The sequence below is a fragment of the Rahnella sp. BIGb0236 genome (genome assembly GCF_004364755.1).
Taxonomy (GTDB): Bacteria; Pseudomonadota; Gammaproteobacteria; order Enterobacterales; family Enterobacteriaceae; genus Rahnella; species Rahnella victoriana.
In genome coordinates this window covers 249090-264406 of record NZ_SOAO01000003.1, presented here as the reverse complement: position 1 = coordinate 264406, position 15317 = coordinate 249090, and the positions used below count along the sequence as shown (strand labels likewise).

The window sequence follows — 15317 nt, the reverse complement described above, 5'->3', positions numbered from 1 at the left end:
GATATTTTGCACTTTCTCATGTCTGTGATGAGAAAAACCTAAATATACCTCTGCCAAATATTCTGCGTTATTACCAAATAACATTGAGTTCAAAAGGACGAACATATGTTTAAAAAGAAATTATTACTCGCCGGTATTATCAATGCGCTGTGTCTGACCTCTGCCTTTGCAGCAAACCCTCTTAGCGTCCACGTTCTGAACCTGCAAAACGGACTGCCATCACAGGGGGTAAGCGTATCGCTCGAGAAGCAGGAAGGTAACAAATGGGTGCAACTGAGCAGTGGAGTGACCAATGAGCAGGGACGAATTCCGGCGCTGTATCCCAATGAAAATGTGATGGAGAAAGGTAATTATCGGGTAACGTTTAAAACTGGCGAATGGTTTGAAAAACATCATACCGCTTCATTTTTCCCGGAAATCCCGGTTATTTTTAAAGCCGATGGCTCAGTGCCTCACTATCACATCCCTCTGCTTGTCAGCCCTTACGGTTTCTCGACTTATCGCGGGAATTAAAGTCAGAAAAGAAATCATGATGGCTAAGATGAACCTGAGTGCGGCTTCTTGCTAAATCTCGGGTGAGGTTCCTTGCTCCTCTCATGCTAAATCTCGGGCGGGTTTTCCTGCTCCTCCCCCTGCGAAGGGGGAGGTCGGGAGGGGGTTTTAAGGGCTAACACCTTGCTAAAGCACACTTCAACTTATTGTTTTTGAACTTAATACCCCACCCCAGCCCTCCCCTTCGCAGGGGAGGGAGCCGATCGCGTTACCTTCAGAGGGACAGTTTTAGATCGTCATACCAATCGACTGACGCAGATAAGCCCCTGCACCGAGTAATCCCGGCTGATCGTGGGTGATCAGGAATACCGGAATATCCATCAGATAATCTTTAAAACGCCCTTTATCTTCAAACGCGGCGCGGAAGCCTGAGGCTTTGAAGAATTCGAGGAAACGCGGAACGATACCGCCTGCGATATAGACGCCGCCGAAGGTGCCCATGTTCAGCGCCAGATTCCCACCGAAACGACCCATGATGACGCAAAACAGTGACAGTGCGCGGCGGCAATCGAGGTTTTCGTCTGCCAGTGCCAGTTCGGTCACATCTTTCGGTTTGAAGTTTTCCGGCTCGCGGTTATCGGATTTCACAATGGCACGGTAGAGATTCACCAGCCCCGGACCGGAGAGAATACGCTCGGCGGAGACGTGGCCCATTTCGGTACGCAGCTGCTCGAGAATGATGTCTTCTTCTTCGCTGTTTGGTGCGAAATCCACATGACCGCCTTCACCCGGCAGGCTCATCCATTGCTTATTGGCATGGATTAAGTGCGCCACCCCCAGACCGGTACCCGCGCCGTAAATCACCGCTGGTTTGCCGTCCTGTGCTTTCTTGCCGCCGAACTGCAACAAATCTTCTTCTTTCAGCATCGGGATAGCCATCGATACCGCAGTGAAATCGTTGATCACTTCCAGATGTTGCAGGCCGAGGTTTTTCTTCATTTCGGCAATGGAAAACGCCCAGGTGTGGTTGGTCATCGCCACCCAGTCGCCGGTGATCGGGCAGGCAATGGCAATACATGCATCCTCAACATCCTGATGCTGCTGCGCGAGGTATTCACGAACGACTGCTTCAAGGCTGTCGTAATCCAGCCCGGAAAAAGTCTTAGACTGAGAAATCTCGCCGCTTTCCAGCGCGCATAGCGCCAGACGGCAGTTGGTGCCGCCAACATCGCCCACCAGGGAGTATTTGGTCATGTTATTCTCCGCAAAAGTAAATTCGTTATAGTGCGCACCCGCGCCAAATTCGTGTGGGCAAAATAGCGGTAATTGCTATACGCTGCAATGCAGTTTTGAACCAACGCACATTTATGCGGCGCGTCGCGCAAAATAATGTCGGTGGCACGCAACAAGAATCATCTAAGCTATTCGTAAGTATAACGATAAGGAATTCTTGCATGTTTCATCCCCGCGCCAGAGTCATGCTGGCTTTCGCCCTGCCCGCTATTCTTATCGGGGTGATGTCGAGTCTGATTCTGGTCACGATCATGATGCTTTCCGGTGCGCTGCAAAATCTTCTCTGGGAGCACATCCCGGACGTTTTCCATGTCGATACGCAATCTGCCAGCTGGACGCTGTTTATGCTGACGCTGACCGGTGTCGCCGTAGGCGCTGTCATTAAGTATATGCCAGGCCACGCCGGACCGGATCCTGCCACGGAATCGCTGATTGGCGCGCCGGTAGCCATCAATGCGTTACCGGGGCTGGCGCTGGCGCTGATGCTCGGGCTGGCAGGCGGGGTCAGCCTCGGGCCGGAACATCCGATCACGGTGATTAATATTGCGCTGGTGGCGGCGATAGGATCCCGCCTGCTGCCGGCGGTGCCCACGACGGACTGGGTGATTCTGGCGGCGGCTGGCACTATCGGTGCGTTGTTCGGTACGCCGGTGGCGGCGGCGCTGATTTTTTCACAAACCCTCGGCACCAATAAAGACGTGCAGTTATGGGATCGTCTGTTTGCCCCCCTGCTCGCGGCAGGCGCGGGTGCCATTACTACCGATCAGTTCTTCCAGCCGGATTTTTCGCTCAGCATTCCGTCCTATGACACGTCCAGCCTGATGGATATTTTCAGCGGCTCGGTGGTGGTGCTGATTGCTATCGCGCTGGGGATGATTGCCGTCTGGCTGTTCCCGCATGTTCACCGGCTGTTTAACAGCATCCATAACCCGATGCTGCGGCTGGGGATTGGCGGCTTTGTGCTGGGTTTGCTGGCGCTGACCGGCGGGGAAATCACCCTGTTTAAAGGGCTGGATGAAATGAAGGAACTGGCGCATTCCAATCAGCTGTTCGCCATGGGACCGCTGCTGGCGATCACCCTGACCAAGCTCGGCGCGTTAGTGGTGGCGGCAGCCTGTGGTTTTCGCGGCGGGCGTATTTTCCCGGCGGTGTTTGTCGGCGTGTCGCTCGGTCTGATGCTGCATCAGTACGCGCCGGATGTCCCGGCGGCGGTGACCGTTTCCTGCGCGGTGATGGGCATGGTGCTGGTGGTCACACGCGACGGCTGGCTCAGTTTGTTTATGGCTGCGGCCGTGGTGCCGGGGCTGAAATTATTGCCGCTGCTGTGCATCGTGATGCTGCCCGCGTGGTTAATGCTGGCCGGTAAGCCGCTGATGCAGGTCGCAAAACAGCGGCTTGTCCGTCAGGATCCGGAAGAGGATTAATCCTGCGTTAATGCAAATTCCGCCGCCGCCAGCGCATGAATGGCGGTGGTGTCGAAGACCGGCACTTTCGCATCTTCTGCGCCCACCAGCAGGGTAATTTCGGTACAGCCCAGAATAATGCCTTCCACGCCCTGCGCTTCCAGCGTGCCAATGATCCGGCGATATTCGTCGCGTGACGCGTCTCTGATGATCCCCAGACACAGCTCGTCGTAAATAATGCGGTGCACAATCGCGCGGTCGGCGTCATCCGGCGTCACCACATCAATCTGATGTTTTTCCTGCAGACGGCCGCGATAGAAATCCTGTTCCATGGTGAAACGTGTGCCGAGCAGACCGATTTTACGCAGCCCCTGGCCGGTGATTTTTTCTGCCGTCGCATCGGCGATATGCAGCAACGGCAGGCCGCCGATACGCTCAATATCGTCCGCCACTTTATGCATGGTGTTGGTGCACACCACAATCACGTCCGCGCCCGCCCGCGCCAGTGAATTCGCCGCATTGCCGAGGATTTCACCGGCCTGCTGCCAGTCGCCCGCCATTTGCAGCTTTTCGATCTCATAAAAATCAACGCTATAGAGGAACAGTTTGGCCGAATGCAATCCGCCCAGTTGCTGTTTCACGTGTTCGTTGATCATGCGGTAATACGGCACGGTGGATTCCCAGCTCATGCCGCCAATCAGCCCTAAGGTTTTCATCTGCACACCCTGTCTTTTTCTGAATAAACGCCTCCGTTATACCCAACAACACGGCCGCGTGCAGAATTAATTAGTGACCGGACGGGCAATCCTTGGCCGCCATACGGCGGTTCATCCAGCGATGACGCAAGGTGTCATACACCCAGTTGTACGCCACGGTATACGGCAGGAAGAACAGGAAGAAGCCAATTTCCAGCATAAAGGCCTCCGGCAGGCTGATGCCCAGCCAGAGTGCCGCAATCGGCAGGCCGATGAGGATAAAGCCCCCTTCGAAGCCCAGCGCGTGCGCCACGCGGATTTTAAATGTCCGCACCACGCGGGAAACCGGCCAGAATTTGTCAAACAGGCTGTTGTAGATAATGTTCCAGACCATCGCCGTGGTGGAGAGCATGATCGCCAGCGCGCCCATCTCCCAGACCGGTTTGTTCAGCACCCATGCCGCTGCCGGTGCTGAAATCAGTACGGCGATCGTCTCAAAACCTACCGCATGAAAGACGCGTTCGCCGAATGTTTTCTGAGTGCTGTTCCGAGTTTGCTTAGACATAAAAACCTGCCTGATTCCTGAAAAGTGAAAGGTGACGTTTGTCACAGGCGGGCATTATCATCACTAAATGAGATAGGTAAAAGATAGAAAGTATCGATAAAATAGATGGATTGAAGTCTGAGGATCTTAACATGCGCTATTCCCCCGAAGCCCTGATGGCCTTTGTCGAAGCCGCCGATGCGGGGTCGTTTTCCGCCGCTGCGCGCAAGCTGCGCAAAAGTCAGTCCACCGTCAGCACCGCCATCGCCAATCTGGAAGTGGATTTAGGCGTGACGCTGTTTGACCGCCAGAGCCGCCAGCCGGTGCTGACGCCTGCCGGGCAGCGCGTGCTGAGCCACGTTCAGGCGATTCTGGCCGCCAGCGAACGGCTCGATGAACTGGCGGTGCGGCTCTCCACGCAGGTGGAAACCCGCCTGACGTTCGTGCTCTCCGATACGTATCAGCCGACCCACCACGAGGCGTTGCTGCGCCGTTTTGAGCAACGTTATCCGGATATCGAATTCGAATGCCAGATCGCCGAAGATCAGGATGTGATTGACCTGTTGCAGTCCGGCCGCGCGCATATCGGCCTGGTGGAAGTGCAGGATCATTATCCGCCGGATATTGGCGTGGCGCGGCTGCCCGAACAAACTGATATGTCGGTATTTTGCAGCCGTGAGCATCCGCTGGCGAACATCAGCAATCTGCAACCGGAGCAGTTACACACCTTCCGCCAGCTTTGCCTGCAACCTTACAGCCGCCGCGAGATGCCACGGGCGTTGGGGCAGATCTGGTCTGCGCCCAGTTATCTGATGTTGCTGGAAATGGCGGAACAGGGGTTTGGCTGGGCGACGCTGCCGCACTGGCTGGTGCAGCAATTCGGCCATGACATACTGGTCAGCCTGCCGTTGCGCGGCTGGCCGAAGCAGATTTCGGTGGATGCGGTGTGGAGTAAAAATAATCAGCCGGGTCCGGCGGGGTGCTGGTTCCTCGACCAGCTGCTTGATCCGCCGTCACCGGAAACCGGTTTATTGCCCTGAGTTTCGCTTCGCCAGCGATTTGGTGACGGAACTGAGCAGTTCGGGAATATCCATCTTCGGCAAAACCACTTCTATCCAGGCCATCTGACGTTGTGCGGTGGCCTTTTCAATCGCTTCTTTCAGCCCCTGCGGGGAATCCGCCCGCGCGCTGAACACTTCCTTGCCGCCAAACGCCGCCGGGAATTGCGTCCAGTTCCACTGCGCAATGTCGTTATAGCGCTGGGTTTCGCCGTGGATCGCCCGTTCAACGGTATAGCCGTCGTTATTGATCACAAAAATAATCGGTGGCAGACCGTAGCGGATCGCAGCACCCAGCCCCTGTAATGTCAGCTGTGCGGAGCCGTCGCCGATCAGCAGCACCACGCGGCGATCCGGCACGGCAATCTGTACCCCGAAGGCGGCAGGCAACGTAAACCCGATCGATCCCCAGAGCGGCTGTACGACAAACTGACAATCCTGCGGCAGATTCAGCGCCGCCGCCCCGAAACAGGCCGTGCCCTGTTCGGCGACCAGCACATCGCCCGGTTGCAGGAAATCCTGAATTTGCTGCCAGAAGGCGTACTGTCCCAGCAGTTGATCATGCGATAACGGCAGGGTGTTGCGTTTCACCCTGTAGGGTACCCGGCCGGAAGCCAGTTCAGCAGTCAGGCGATGCAGCACGCTGACGGTTTTCTCCATCGGCAACTGGTGGAAAATCTGATCGCCCACGCGGGCAAAAAACGGCTGCAGGTCGATGCATTTCCCGGCGGGAAGCTGCTGGGTAAAACCGGCGGTAATGGTGTCGGTGAATTTCACCCCGACGGTTATCACCACATCCGCCCCTTCAATCGCCTCTCTGGTCGACGCTGCGCTGGCTGCGCCCGAGTAAGTCCCGGCAAAATGCGCCTGCTGTTCGTTGAACAAGCCTTTACCCATCAGCAGGGTGGCATGCGCCAGCGGTACCGCTTCCATCCATTGTTCCAGCGCGTCTTTTACCCTGAACCGGTCGGCCAGAAAATCCGCCAGCACGGAAACACGCGTTGCGTCGCGCAGCAGGTTTTCGGCGGCAGCCACAAAAGCTTCAAGAGAGGAAGGCGAGAACGGCGGCTGGCGGGCAGGCAAGGCATGCGCTCTGGTGCTGACCGGCAGCGCGGCGACATCACTGGGTAACAGCAGATAACCGGGACGCGAGTGGTACATCACCTCTTCAATGACGCGGTCAATTTCGGCGAGGGCGTTTTCCGGCGTTAGTGTCGCCTGCGCCACGCTGACCGGCTGTGACATGCGCATGAAATGACTGAAGTCGCCGTCGCCCAGCGTGTGATGCAGCAACTCGCCTTTGCGCTGTGCCGAAAGCGGCGGCGCGCCGACGATATGCACCACCGGGACATATTCGGCATAACTGCCTGCTATGCCGTTCAGCGCACTTAATTCGCCGACACCAAAGGTCGTCAATAATGCCGCAATGCCTTTCGTGCGCGCATAGCCGTCAGCGCCATAAGCAGCATTCAATTCATTCGTGCAGCCGATCCAGGTGATTTGCTGATGATTCATCACACTGTCGAGGAATTTGAGATTGTAGTCGCCCGGCACGCCAAACAACTCGGAGATCCCGCTGAATGACAAGCGGTCTAAGAGATAGTCACCTACGGTATATTCATTATCCATGACGATCCTCTGTTAAAAATAAAGTAAACAGTTAATCCCACTAACTGAAGTATTACTCTACTTCGGGAATTAAGGTATTTATTATCCGAAACAGGTGATGGAAACGCAGAGTTACAGCCCTGCACTGCATTAACGCAGGGAAGAACAGTGAGTAGTAAAGGTAATACGCAGGAAGAATAGTCACGGTTATCAATCGCCATAAGCTTAAGGATTGTTCCGGATGTGATCTGAATAGCTGGAAATGCTTGTGAAAGCGCATACACTAAATTCGTTTTTTTATGACATTGTTAACCTTCTGTTCACTTCTGAAATTATTATAAGGACTCACATGGTGTATCAAGCCAGTCCAACGCGTTATGAGAATATGGAATACCGTCGCTGTGGTCAGAGCGGCCTGAAACTGCCCGCCGTTTCCCTTGGCCTGTGGCATAACTTCGGCGATAACGCCCATTTTGATAATGGCCGTAAACTGATCCGCCATGCTTTCGACCACGGGATCACTCACTTCGATTTAGCCAACAATTACGGCCCGCCTCCGGGTTCAGCGGAACAGCATTTCGGCCGCATCCTGCAGGAAGATTTATTGCCTTACCGCGATGAACTGATCATCTCCTCCAAGGCCGGTTACACCATGTGGGACGGCCCTTACGGAGACTGGGGTTCGAAAAAATATCTGGTCGCCAGCCTGAATCAGAGCCTGAAACGCATGGGTCTGGAGTACGTAGATATTTTCTATCATCACCGTCCTGATCCTGACACGCCACTGGAAGAAACCATGGCAGCGCTGGATCTGATTGTGCGTCAGGGCAAGGCGCTGTACGTCGGGCTGTCGAACTATCCGGCAGAACGCGCCCGGAAAGCGTTTGAGATTTTGCAACAGCTCGGCACACCCTGCCTGATCCATCAGCCGAAATACTCCATGTTCGAACGCTGGGTCGAAGCAGATCTGCTGGATACGCTGGCGGATAATGGCGTCGGTTCGATTGCCTTCTCACCGCTGGCGGGCGGCGTGCTGACGGATCGTTATCTGGCGGGTATTCCGGAAGATTCCCGTGCGGCCAGCGGCAGTAAATTCCTGACCGCTGACCAGCTGACGGAAGAAAAACTGGCGAAAGTGCGTAAGCTGAATGAGATTGCGCAGGCGCGCGGTCAGAAGCTGTCACAGATGGCGCTGGCCTGGGTATTGCGCGGCGACCGCGTGACGTCCGTGCTGATCGGGGCCAGTAAAACCAGCCAGATTGATGACGCCGTGGGCATGGTCGCTAACCGTCATTTCAGCGCGGAAGAACTGGCGTCAATTGAAGGTATTTTAGTGTAAGCGGTTACCCTTCGGTATAAAAAACGCGCCTTTGTGGAGACTGTGTAAGCTTTCCGTTAAGGCGCGTAAATCATTCAAAACAGGATTGTAAGCAATAGTACAACACCCTTCTTCCCCTTATAACTGTCAGCATAAATTATAAGGAATCTGGGGCCACTCATGTTAAAGCCTGTACTGTTCGCAACATTGTTCTTTGCCCTGCTCCCTGCGGCGGCGCCTGCCGTGCAGGCCAGCAGCTTCAGCCTGAATACGCCGGGCCTTTCTATCAATATCGGTGACCGGGATAACCGCGGTTATTACTGGGACGGTTACGACTGGCGTAACCCGAGCTGGTGGAACGGCTACCGCGGCCATCATTACGGCGCACGCAGCCCGCGCGGCTATTACTGGGATGGTTATCGCTGGCGCGACCATGGCTGGTGGAATGAACGCCATCCGCCACGCCGTCCGATGCCACCGCCGCATTATTATCATGGCGACCACGGGCGTCCGCATTATGACCACGGGCGCGGACACGGGCCGGATCGCGGTCACGGACACGACAAAGGACGCGGCCACGACGATCACCGTGGCGGTCACGGCGATCATCGCCACTGAAAGACGGAATAACAGAAACAAAAACGGGACAGTTTGCGCTGTCCCGTTTTTTATTGCCTGACGTGTGTCCGGGCGCTATTTCAGCATGCCGAGCAACAGATAAAGGTTAAGGCTGACGACAATCAGCACGATGATGCGCCCTGCCCACTGAACGGTTTTGGTATTCACCATATCGCCCATCAGGCTGCGGTTACCGGTGAAAGCCAGCAGCGGCAGCAATGCCAGGGCGATGCCGAAGCTCAGCAACACCTGACTCATCACCAGAATGCGCGTGGCATCCAGCCCCATAAGGATCACAATAAAGGAAGGCATCATGGTCACCGTACGGCGGACCCACAGCGGAATGTAGAATTTCACAAAGCCTTGCATCACCACCTGACCGGCCAGCGTGCCAACCACTGTCGACGATAGCCCCGCCGCCACCAGACTCAGACCAAAAGTGGTCGCAGCCGCGTGGCCGAGTAACGGTTGCAGGGTCAGATAGGCTTCATCCAGCTCGCTGATGCCGCTGTGTCCGCTGAAATGGAACGCCGCCGCAGCCGTCGCCATCATCGCCAGATTCACGAAACCGGCAATGGTCATGGCAATGCCCACATCCAGTTTAGTGGCAGAATAACGTTGCTCTTTCGACGCCTTCCCGCCCCGCTGGGTCAGCGAAGAGTGCAGGTAAATGACGTGCGGCATGATGGTCGCGCCGAGAACCCCGGCCGCCAGATACACTGAATCGGCGGTAGGCAGCGCAGGGATCAACATCCCTTTGCCCAGCGCCAGCATGCTTGGCTGCGAGAAAAACAGTTCGACAATATAAGCCGCCGCGACAAACAGCAGTAAACCGGCGATCACCAGTTCCAGCGGCTTTTGTCCGCGCTTTTGCAGCCCGAGGATAATAAAGGTGGCAATCCCGGTGAGCACCGCGCCTTGCAGCAGCGAGACCCCGAGAAGCAATTTGAAGCCGATCGCCGCGCCAATAAACTCAGCGAGATCGGTCGCCATCGCGATGATTTCCGCCTGCACCCAGTAGGCCCAGACGGCCGGGCGCGGAAAACGGTCGCGGATATGTTCAGCCAGGTTTTTACCGGTGGCAATACCGAGCTTGGCAGACAGCAGCTGGATCAACATCGCCATGACGTTGGCCCACACCACCACCCACAGCAACTGATAGCCATAGGAGGCACCGGCCTGAATGTTAGTCGCAAAGTTGCCCGGATCGATATAACCGATGGCGGCAATAAAGGCCGGTCCCATCAGTGAAAGCTTCATCTTTCTGGACGCGCGGCCTGAGGATTCGGCCCGGCTGTTCAGCATAGTTAGTTTACCCTTACAATTATTACGCTTACATCAATCATATCTAATTGATAATGATTATCAAGTGCATTTAGAATGATCTGAGTAATTACTCTGATAGGCAGCAGCGGTAAGCGAGAAGGTAATAACTGAGAGGTGATTCGCTCACCCGACTTCAGAAAGCCAGACGCAGGGCACTTTCCTAAAACAGACATTAACGGGCCAGATTCAGAACGCATTACGGCACATGATAAAACTAGCACAGGAATGCTAATTGTGCTTAGTTTTATTAACATCTTGATTTTTTGTGTGATGAGCCGCGATTTGTTGCAATTCGTGTCTGTAATTTCTATATTTGCAATCGACTTCACGTTTTAAATGTACGCGTTACATAAAATGTCCGTCGAAATATAGCCTGCCTCTAATTTGGAGCACCCATGTCCCGAATATTGCACTTTGTATTAGCGTTGGCCGTTGTCGCTGCACTCGCTTTACTGGTGAGCCGTGACCGGAAAAATATCCGTTTACGTTTCATCGTTCAGCTGTTGGTCATCGAAGTCTTGTTAGCCTATTTCTTCCTGAACTCCTCTGTTGGTTTAGGTTTTGTGAAAGGCTTCTCAGACTTGTTTGAGAAATTATTAGGATTCGCTGCGGAAGGGACCGGCTTCGTATTTGGAGGCATGAGCGATAAAGGATTAGCGTTCTTCTTCTTGAAGGTCTTGTGTCCGATCGTGTTTATTTCCGCACTGATTGGTATTTTACAGCACATTCGTGTTCTGCCTTTCGTCATCCGTATCATTGGTACGGTACTGTCGAAAATCAATGGCATGGGAAAACTGGAATCTTTCAACGCCATCAGCTCCCTGATTTTGGGTCAGTCAGAAAACTTTATCGCGTATAAAGATATTCTGAGCAAAATGTCTGAAAAACGTATGTACACCATGGCAGCCACCGCCATGTCGACCGTGTCTATGTCGATTGTGGGTGCGTACATGACCATGCTGGAACCGCGCTTTGTTGTTGCTGCGCTGGTGCTCAACATGTTCAGTACCTTCATCGTACTGTCGTTGATCAACCCTTATAAAGTTGATTCAGAAGAAGACCTGCAAATCGGTAACACGCATCAGGGTCAGAGCTTCTTTGAAATGCTGGGTGAATACATCCTGGCCGGTTTCAAAGTGGCTATCATCGTTGCAGCCATGTTGATTGGTTTCATCGCACTGATTTCCTGCCTGAATGCGTTGTTCGACGTGGTATTCGGTATCACCTTCCAGGGCGTGCTGGGTTATGTCTTCTATCCATTTGCATGGATGATGGGCGTACCAAGTCACGAAGCCTTGCAGGTAGGCAGCATCATGGCAACCAAACTGGTTTCCAATGAATTTGTTGCGATGTTGGATCTGCAGAAAGTCGCGACCGAACTGTCACCACGCGGCGTGGGCATCCTGTCCGTGTTCCTGGTGTCTTTCGCGAACTTCTCTTCCATCGGTATCGTTGCCGGCGCGATCAAGGGCCTGAACGAGCATCAGGGCAACGTGGTTTCCCGCTTCGGCCTGAAACTGCTGTACGGCTCAACGCTGGTCAGCGTGTTGTCTGCTTCTATCGCGGGTCTGGTACTGGCGTAAGTTAGCAAACGACTGAAAGACAGAGAAACCCGCTTCGGCGGGTTTTTTTATGTCGGTAATTCAGGGTTAAACAAAACGTGATGAAATCACCGGAACGCAGAAAGCAAAAAACCCGCCGAAGCGGGTTTCTTTAATATTTGGTGGAGATAAGCGGGATCGAACCGCTGACCTCTTGCATGCCATGCAAGCGCTCTCCCAGCTGAGCTATACCCCCACACGAGGTCGTACACATTTACTGCTTTTGTTTCCTCTGGTAAGGAAACAGCCAACTTACTCTGGAAAGGAAGTTGGTGGAGATAAGCGGGATCGAACCGCTGACCTCTTGCATGCCATGCAAGCGCTCTCCCAGCTGAGCTATACCCCCAATTCATGCCCGCAAAAACGGGTGAACGGGGCGCATAATATGAAACGTCGCTACCCCTGTCAACGGCTAAATCCGTTTATCAATTCAAGCGCTGAAAAAGCCGCCAAATCTCCCATTTCACAGGAAAAAACCCCCTGCCTTCAGGGAAATTTTCAGACAGACGCTTTGTTTTACAATTTGCCCGCCAGGCCGCATTTTACCTAGCTTTCTGATCTGCCTACGCATTTCCTTAACATCTATGTCTGAATAATTAATGGAATGTTAGCAGACTATGAAAATCGTCTTGTTTTGAGATAAATCTCAGAATAGACTGCTCGCGCTATAATCATAACTCACTACTTTCGAGCACTCCCATGTCCTTGTATTCACCTAAAGAAATCGCATCCATCGCCGTCACAGCGGGCGTTAATAAAAGCCGCGCCACCGTGTTGAATTTGTTAATTTTGGGCTTCCTGGCTGGCGCATTCATTGCCACCGGGTTCCTTCTGGATCTGCATGTAATAGGGACGTTACCTGCATCCTGGGGTTCATTCAGTAACTTGCTGGGCGCCGCAGTCTTCCCGGTAGGCATCATTCTGACCGTTTTAGCAGGGGGAGAACTGCTGACCGGTAACATGATGACCTTACCTATCGCCTGGTTTGCGCGTCAAATCAGTTTGTACTCAGTATTGCGTAACTGGTTCTGGGTCACTCTCGCTAACCTGCTGGGCAGTCTGGCCGTGGCCTATTTCTTCGGCCATGTTCTGGGGCTGACAGAAGGCGCCTTCCTGAGTAAAACCGTGGCAACCGCCACCGCAAAAGTGAACGCAGACTTCATGCATGCGTTTATTTCCGGTATCGGCTGTAACTGGCTGGTGTGTCTGGCGATCTGGCTGGCCTTCGCCAGTAAAGAAGTCGGCGGCAAAGTGATCGGCATGTGGTTCCCGGTCATGGCATTCGTGGCAATCGGCTTCCAGCACGTGGTCGCCAATATGTTCATCGTGCCTGCGGCGATCTTTGCCGGTGCGCTGAGCTGGTCTGAATACCTGCCTAACTTCGTGGCCGTATTCCTCGGTAATGCCGTCGGTGGCGCAGGCTTCGTTGGCCTGATGTACTTCCTGGCTTACCGCCCGACCGTTGAAACCCCTGCTACTGAACAACGTTAATTAAGCCGTTTTTCGCCCTGAGGTTTTGCAGAAAGTAAAAAAGCCAGCCGGTTTCCCGCGCTGGCTTTTTTTATGGCAAGCCGTTGTGATTACTGGGCTTGTGTTTCGCGCTCAGCAATAAAGGCTAATGCCATATCGATACGCGCCAGCACACGACGCTGGCCGATAGCGTGAACGGTCACGTCAACGCCAGGAGACTGACCTGCACCGGTGACGGCAACACGCAGTGGCATGCCGACTTTACCCATCCCCACTTCCAGCTCATCCGCCGTGCCCTGAATGGCGTGGTGAATGTTCTCAGCGGTCCAGTCAGTGATGGCAGCCAGTTTCGCACGCACCACTTCCAGCGGCTGACGCGCAACCGGACGTAAGTGTTTCTTCGCGGCATCGGCATCAAACTCGGCAAAATCTTCGTAGAAGTAACGGCAGGACTCCGCCATTTCTTTCAGGGTTTTGCAACGCTCGCCCAGCAGGGTCACGATTTCAAACAGCTGCGGACCGTTACGGGTTTCGATACCCGCCTGCTCCACATGCCACAGAAGGTGTGTCGCCACATACTGCGGATCCATCGTATTAATGTAGTGATGGTTCAGCCATTGCAGTTTTTCAGTGTTAAACGCACTGGCGGATTTGCTGACGTTTTCCAGTGAGAACAGCGCTTTCATTTCGTCGCGGCTGAAAATTTCCTGATCGCCATGAGACCAGCCCAAACGCACCAGATAGTTCAGCAGCGCTTCCGGCAGATAACCGTCATCACGGTATTGCATCACGCCGACCGCACCGTGGCGTTTGGACAGTTTTTTACCGTCATCACCCAGAATCATGGAAACGTGCGCATAAACCGGCACAGGCGCGCCCAGAGCCTTCAGGATGTTAATCTGACGCGGGGTGTTGTTGATATGGTCTTCACCACGGATCACGTGGGTGATTTCCATATCCCAGTCATCGACCACGACACAGAAGTTATAGGTCGGTGAACCGTCAGTACGGCGGATGATCAGATCATCGAGCTCGTCATTGCTGAATTCGATCGGGCCGCGGATCTGGTCGTCAAAAATAACCGAACCTTCCTGCGGGTTACGGAAACGCACCACACATGGCTCATCCGCCGCGTGATGTTCATGGCTGTCGCGGCAACGGCCGTCATAACGAGGCTTCTCGTTATTCGCCATTTGTTGTTCACGCAGGGCTTCCAGACGCTCTTTAGAGCAATAGCATTTATACGCGGTGCCGTTTTCCAGCATCTCATCAATAACTGCGTTATAACGGTCAAAACGTTTGGTCTGGAAATACGGGCCTTCATCCCAGTCCAGATTCAGCCAGTTCATGCCATCCATAATCGCGTCGATTGCTGCCTGAGTGGAACGCTCGAGATCGGTATCTTCGATACGCAGCACAAACTCACCGCCAAGGTTGCGGGCAAAGAGCCAGGAATAGAGCGCGGTACGGGCGCCACCGACGTGCAGATAGCCGGTCGGGCTTGGGGCAAAACGGGTTTTGATTTTCATCTGGGTGCAACCTTAATCACGCAACGCCAATAAACGCTGCTATCAATTAACAAAAAGTGGCTGACATTCTACCACTCTGCCCTGATTCCTCAACGCACAACCCGTGGTACAGGCATTGTTTAAGGCCATGAATGCGTAAAGAATCGGCTACGCGGGCGAGAAACGCGTCAGGTTGACTAAAAATAAGCCGAACGATCATTTTTGTTTTTAAAAAGCGTTGACGTAATTTCAAGTATCCCTATAATGCGACTCCATCACGACGGGGGCGATTAGCTCAGTTGGTAGAGCATCTCCTTTACACGGAGGGGGTCGGCGGTTCGAGCCCGTCATCGCCCACCACTCTTTAAGAGTGCCGCGTTGTG

General features: G+C 53.9%; 13 protein-coding genes and 3 tRNA genes. 8 read left to right on the top strand and 8 right to left on the bottom strand.

The genetic code is table 11. The features are described from left to right. Positions 1-105: 105 nt before the first annotated feature. Positions 106-513, top strand: a complete 408-nt coding sequence (uraH, locus tag EDF78_RS08100; RefSeq protein WP_131694054.1) for a hydroxyisourate hydrolase — start codon at positions 106-108, stop codon at positions 511-513. A 267-nt stretch (positions 514-780) separates the two neighbouring features. Here uraH and glk read toward each other — a convergent pair whose 3' ends face one another. Then, a complete protein-coding gene (gene glk / locus EDF78_RS08095; protein WP_095922952.1) occupies positions 781-1746 on the bottom strand; it encodes a glucokinase in 966 nt (321 codons plus the stop codon). Positions 1747-1946: 200 nt separating this feature from the next. On the opposite strand from glk, the gene EDF78_RS08090 reads away from it, so the two are divergent. Next, the gene (locus EDF78_RS08090) at positions 1947-3209 is read left to right on the top strand and encodes an ion channel protein (protein WP_095922953.1); all 1263 of its coding nucleotides are present in this window, start codon (positions 1947-1949) and stop codon (positions 3207-3209) included. On the opposite strand, the gene EDF78_RS08085 is transcribed toward EDF78_RS08090, so the two are convergent. Together EDF78_RS08085 and EDF78_RS08080 are read right to left on the bottom strand one after the other, a co-directional pair. After that, entirely contained in the window at positions 3206-3904 is a 699-nt protein-coding gene (locus tag EDF78_RS08085; protein WP_131692936.1) for an aspartate/glutamate racemase family protein, read from the bottom strand. The genes EDF78_RS08090 and EDF78_RS08085 overlap by 4 nt on opposite strands. A gap of 70 nt (positions 3905-3974) precedes the next feature. After that, entirely contained in the window at positions 3975-4448 is a 474-nt protein-coding gene (locus EDF78_RS08080) for a multidrug/biocide efflux PACE transporter (protein ID WP_133822874.1), read from the bottom strand. Positions 4449-4579: 131 nt separating this feature from the next. Between EDF78_RS08080 and EDF78_RS08075 the strand changes: the two genes are divergently transcribed. Continuing rightward, the gene (locus EDF78_RS08075) at positions 4580-5467 is read left to right on the top strand and encodes a LysR family transcriptional regulator (RefSeq protein ID WP_119822635.1); all 888 of its coding nucleotides are present in this window, start codon (positions 4580-4582) and stop codon (positions 5465-5467) included. Here the strand turns inward: EDF78_RS08075 and EDF78_RS08070 are convergent. Further along, a complete protein-coding gene (locus tag EDF78_RS08070) occupies positions 5456-7114 on the bottom strand; it encodes an alpha-keto acid decarboxylase family protein (RefSeq protein ID WP_133822873.1) in 1659 nt (552 codons plus the stop codon). The genes EDF78_RS08075 and EDF78_RS08070 overlap by 12 nt on opposite strands. A 328-nt stretch (positions 7115-7442) precedes the next feature. Between EDF78_RS08070 and mgrA the strand changes: the two genes are divergently transcribed. Beyond that, entirely contained in the window at positions 7443-8432 is a 990-nt protein-coding gene (gene mgrA / locus EDF78_RS08065; RefSeq protein WP_133822872.1) for an L-glyceraldehyde 3-phosphate reductase, read from the top strand. Positions 8433-8591: 159 nt separating this feature from the next. Next, positions 8592-9029: a DUF2502 domain-containing protein gene (locus EDF78_RS08060; protein ID WP_095922959.1), complete on the top strand. Its 438-nt coding sequence runs from the start codon at positions 8592-8594 to the stop codon at positions 9027-9029. A 75-nt stretch (positions 9030-9104) separates the two neighbouring features. Here EDF78_RS08060 and EDF78_RS08055 read toward each other — a convergent pair whose 3' ends face one another. Beyond that, entirely contained in the window at positions 9105-10334 is a 1230-nt protein-coding gene (locus tag EDF78_RS08055) for an Nramp family divalent metal transporter (protein ID WP_095922960.1), read from the bottom strand. Positions 10335-10750: 416 nt separating this feature from the next. Between EDF78_RS08055 and EDF78_RS08050 the strand changes: the two genes are divergently transcribed. Beyond that, a complete protein-coding gene (locus tag EDF78_RS08050; RefSeq protein ID WP_013574449.1) occupies positions 10751-11938 on the top strand; it encodes a NupC/NupG family nucleoside CNT transporter in 1188 nt (395 codons plus the stop codon). 138 nt (positions 11939-12076) lie between these two features. Here the strand turns inward: EDF78_RS08050 and EDF78_RS08045 are convergent. Together EDF78_RS08045 and EDF78_RS08040 are read right to left on the bottom strand one after the other, a co-directional pair. Next, positions 12077-12152: transfer RNA gene (locus tag EDF78_RS08045), tRNA-Ala, on the bottom strand. A gap of 74 nt (positions 12153-12226) precedes the next feature. Next, positions 12227-12302 (bottom strand) — tRNA-Ala (locus tag EDF78_RS08040). Between the two features lie 353 nt (positions 12303-12655). Between EDF78_RS08040 and EDF78_RS08030 the strand changes: the two genes are divergently transcribed. After that, the gene (locus EDF78_RS08030) at positions 12656-13447 is read left to right on the top strand and encodes a formate/nitrite transporter family protein (protein WP_095922961.1); all 792 of its coding nucleotides are present in this window, start codon (positions 12656-12658) and stop codon (positions 13445-13447) included. Positions 13448-13536: 89 nt separating this feature from the next. Here EDF78_RS08030 and gltX read toward each other — a convergent pair whose 3' ends face one another. Continuing rightward, positions 13537-14955 (bottom strand): glutamate--tRNA ligase, encoded by a 1419-nt coding sequence (gltX, locus tag EDF78_RS08025; RefSeq protein ID WP_095922962.1) that lies wholly within the window; start codon positions 14953-14955, stop codon positions 13537-13539. Positions 14956-15218: 263 nt separating this feature from the next. Here gltX and EDF78_RS08020 point away from each other — a divergent pair. Continuing rightward, positions 15219-15294: transfer RNA gene (locus EDF78_RS08020), tRNA-Val, on the top strand. The last annotated feature ends 23 nt before the right edge of the window (positions 15295-15317 follow it).

What these genes read in the sequence shown, in the direction of transcription:
- uraH (WP_131694054.1), top strand. Translation starts at nt 106, where the DNA reads ATGTTTAAAAAGAAATTATTACTCGCCGGTATTATCAATGCGCTGTGT.
- glk (WP_095922952.1), bottom strand. Translation starts at nt 1,746, where the DNA reads ATGACCAAATACTCCCTGGTGGGCGATGTTGGCGGCACCAACTGCCGT.
- EDF78_RS08090 (WP_095922953.1), top strand. Translation starts at nt 1,947, where the DNA reads ATGTTTCATCCCCGCGCCAGAGTCATGCTGGCTTTCGCCCTGCCCGCT.
- EDF78_RS08085 (WP_131692936.1), bottom strand. Translation starts at nt 3,904, where the DNA reads ATGAAAACCTTAGGGCTGATTGGCGGCATGAGCTGGGAATCCACCGTG.
- EDF78_RS08080 (WP_133822874.1), bottom strand. Translation starts at nt 4,448, where the DNA reads ATGTCTAAGCAAACTCGGAACAGCACTCAGAAAACATTCGGCGAACGC.
- EDF78_RS08075 (WP_119822635.1), top strand. Translation starts at nt 4,580, where the DNA reads ATGCGCTATTCCCCCGAAGCCCTGATGGCCTTTGTCGAAGCCGCCGAT.
- EDF78_RS08070 (WP_133822873.1), bottom strand. Translation starts at nt 7,114, where the DNA reads ATGGATAATGAATATACCGTAGGTGACTATCTCTTAGACCGCTTGTCA.
- mgrA (WP_133822872.1), top strand. Translation starts at nt 7,443, where the DNA reads ATGGTGTATCAAGCCAGTCCAACGCGTTATGAGAATATGGAATACCGT.
- EDF78_RS08060 (WP_095922959.1), top strand. Translation starts at nt 8,592, where the DNA reads ATGTTAAAGCCTGTACTGTTCGCAACATTGTTCTTTGCCCTGCTCCCT.
- EDF78_RS08055 (WP_095922960.1), bottom strand. Translation starts at nt 10,334, where the DNA reads ATGCTGAACAGCCGGGCCGAATCCTCAGGCCGCGCGTCCAGAAAGATG.
- EDF78_RS08050 (WP_013574449.1), top strand. Translation starts at nt 10,751, where the DNA reads ATGTCCCGAATATTGCACTTTGTATTAGCGTTGGCCGTTGTCGCTGCA.
- EDF78_RS08030 (WP_095922961.1), top strand. Translation starts at nt 12,656, where the DNA reads ATGTCCTTGTATTCACCTAAAGAAATCGCATCCATCGCCGTCACAGCG.
- gltX (WP_095922962.1), bottom strand. Translation starts at nt 14,955, where the DNA reads ATGAAAATCAAAACCCGTTTTGCCCCAAGCCCGACCGGCTATCTGCAC.